Source organism: Porphyromonas sp. CAG:1061 (genome assembly GCF_000435035.1).
In the GTDB taxonomy this organism is placed as follows: Bacteria; Bacteroidota; Bacteroidia; order Bacteroidales; family Porphyromonadaceae; genus Porphyromonas_A; species Porphyromonas_A somerae.
This window is the reverse complement of record NZ_HF988936.1, coordinates 1-2,719: the sequence shown is the minus strand read 5'-3', so window position 1 is coordinate 2,719 and position 2,719 is coordinate 1. Positions and strand designations below refer to the sequence as shown.

1 protein-coding gene is annotated in these 2,719 nt (G+C 40.8%); it reads left to right on the top strand.

What is annotated here, in order from left to right; translation table 11 throughout:
- Positions 1-66 precede the first annotated feature (66 nt).
- Entirely contained in the window at positions 67-2,409 is a 2,343-nt protein-coding gene (locus QVO39_RS07265) for a TonB-dependent receptor (RefSeq protein WP_021903621.1), read from the top strand.
- Positions 2,410-2,719 lie beyond the last annotated feature (310 nt).

Sequence of the window (2,719 nt, the reverse complement as noted above, 5' to 3'; positions counted from 1 at the left end):
CATTATTGGGGCTTACACACTTTTTTGGGACAATATTCAGAAAAATGAGCAACAAACAACAATATTATGAATAATAGATTTCTGCTAATTATTATATGTACTATCACGCTATTGATAGGTAAAGTTTGCTCTGCGCAAGTTACAGGTACAATAGTTAATGGGGAGAAGCAGCCTGTCTGTGGTGCCTCTATTACACTGAGCAGCAAGGGGAAGCCAGATAAGAGTATTTCTACTTCAAACAAGAAAGGAATATTCAGTGTGGAAACAAAAATGCTCGAAGGACAAGATTGTATTCTTGAAATTAGACATGCAGCCTATGCTCCCTACCTGCTTTCTTTACAGAAAATGCCGAAAGCGATTGAGCTTGATACACTACGATTGGAGGAAAACGTCCTCGAAGCGGTAACGGTCATGGCTGATAGATTTATCAATAAAGTGGATAGAAAGCTACTGTTTCCATCTCAAGATATCATTAAGCGTTCAAACTCTGGCTATGATCTCATAGATAAGGTTAATTTACCCGGTATTTATGTAGATATGGCAAGCAAAAAGGTGGAGAAGCGTGGCTCGGGAAGTGTTCCTGTTTTTATCAACGAAAAGCGTGCCTCGCAGGCCGATGTCGTTGCCCTGCGACCTGATGAGGTTGTGCGTATCGAGTATATTGATAATCCTGGTGTAGAATTTGGACTGGATACACCCACTGCTATCATTAATTTTGTCGTTAAGCCTCGTATGAAAGGGATGTCTATAGGTTTTAATCTAAATGATGCTGTGACGACATTGAATGGACAGAATTATATCTATGCTCAATATAATCACCGTCTGTCCAAATGGGGAATTTACTATCAGAATGACTTTTCAAATTTAAGTCGAAGACGCATTGACCAAACGGATACCTATACTTTAGCTGATGGAAACCTTCACGAAATACGCCGTGAAGGAATGAATACAAAATTGGCATACGCAAACCATGATTTCGGTATTACCTATGATTTGACAAAGAAGGGACAGTATACCTTTATGGCACAGGTAAGCTGTCACTTATATAACAGCCCAAACAGAGGACACCGCCAGCGAATTTATGAAACTGGTAAGCCTACATATTACGCTTTGACTGAACCTACTGAACATTATTTCTCGCCAACGATAGATCTGTTCTTTAGGCGCTATTTTAAGGAAAATCGTACATTGACCTTCAATTTAGTGGGTACCATGTATGATACGAAATATGGATATAGCTTTAAGACTTTTGATAAAGAAGATTTTGACTTGCCGACATCACAATATGGCTACGATACAGACGGCAAACGCTATTCTCTTATTGGTGACGTAAAGTATAGTCAGCCTTTGGGTAGATCCAGATGGACTTCTGGAATCAGTCACCTGCAGGGCTATACCAAAAATAAATATACAGGGACTTCTGACATTATCAATGATATGCACAACAGCAGTACCTATCTTTATTCCCAGATCTCAGGAACATCCAGCAACCTACGTTATTTGGTTGGTATAGGAGGTAGCTATCAATATTATTCGCAGGGGACACAGAGTTATCATTACTTCCTTTTACGCCCATCCCTAAGTCTCAGCTATCCTTTTCTGGGCAAGGGAAACATACGATATGTCTTCAATATATCCCCCAATGCACCATCTTTGGCTAATTTGAGTAATAACAGGCAGCAGTCGAATGAATACGAATATCATGTAGGTAATCCCAACTTAAAACCTTTCAGCAGATATACACAGACGCTAACCCTCTCTTACGAGCATAAGTACTTCTATATTGAAAATACAACGGGACACACGTATAGCCGAAAGCCTATCTTAGAAGAAATAACGAGAAATAGCGACGCAAATGGGAGAACATGGTTTGATTTTGGCTATGAACAGCAGAAATCTGCAGCCGACTTTTGGAACTATACTAATGTTCAACTTTATGTTATACCCAATGTTCTGACATTGGATGGCGGATTCTCGTCCCTGCTATCTCGTTGCGTAGGAAATAATTATACCCACAACTTCCATCGACTATGGGGATATGTTGGCTCGAAACTGTTTTTAGGCAAATGGAACTTCAGAGCTTCTTGGTCTGCAAAGGAAAGAAACTTTAATGGGGAAAGTGAGAATACCACTGGTCAAAACATAGAAGCACAAGTGAATTATAAACTGACCCAAAACCTTTCCATTGGTCTTTATGGCTCTCATCTATTTCTAAAAAATGGCTCTACTTTCGGAGAGGCTACGCACTCTCAATTCGTCAAGAAAGATTTAACTGTATATATTCCAGAATGGGGAAATATGATCTCCTTGAATCTAACGTGGAATCTTTCGCGCGGACGTAAATATCAATCAGATCAAAAGGGTGTATGGAATCGTGACAACGAAACAGGAATATTTAAAGGTAGGTAACAAAGATTATTGCGGGTGGGTATCGTTTACCCCCAGTCTTCGGCTCTGCGAGCCTCGAATGGAAGCTAGCTGAATGGCACCCTGTCGGGTGCTGGTGGTAGAAGCCCAAAGGGGTTGCACTTTAAGATTCATAGGTTGTTATCTATATGCAACCCCTTCGGGGTAGTGTGATTGTATTGGTCTTTGCTACCCAAGCTTCACCTTATGGCTCGCTTTCGCTTGCCCTCAGGGGGAAGCCTGGGTTATTACACCGTGAAACCCCTTTCGGGGTTTTCTTATGATACTGTCCCTAAAAAGTGTGTAAGCCCCA

Coding starts and splice junctions, on each gene's coding strand:
- QVO39_RS07265 (WP_021903621.1), top strand. CDS start 67: ATGAATAATAGATTTCTGCTAATTATTATATGTACTATCACGCTATTG.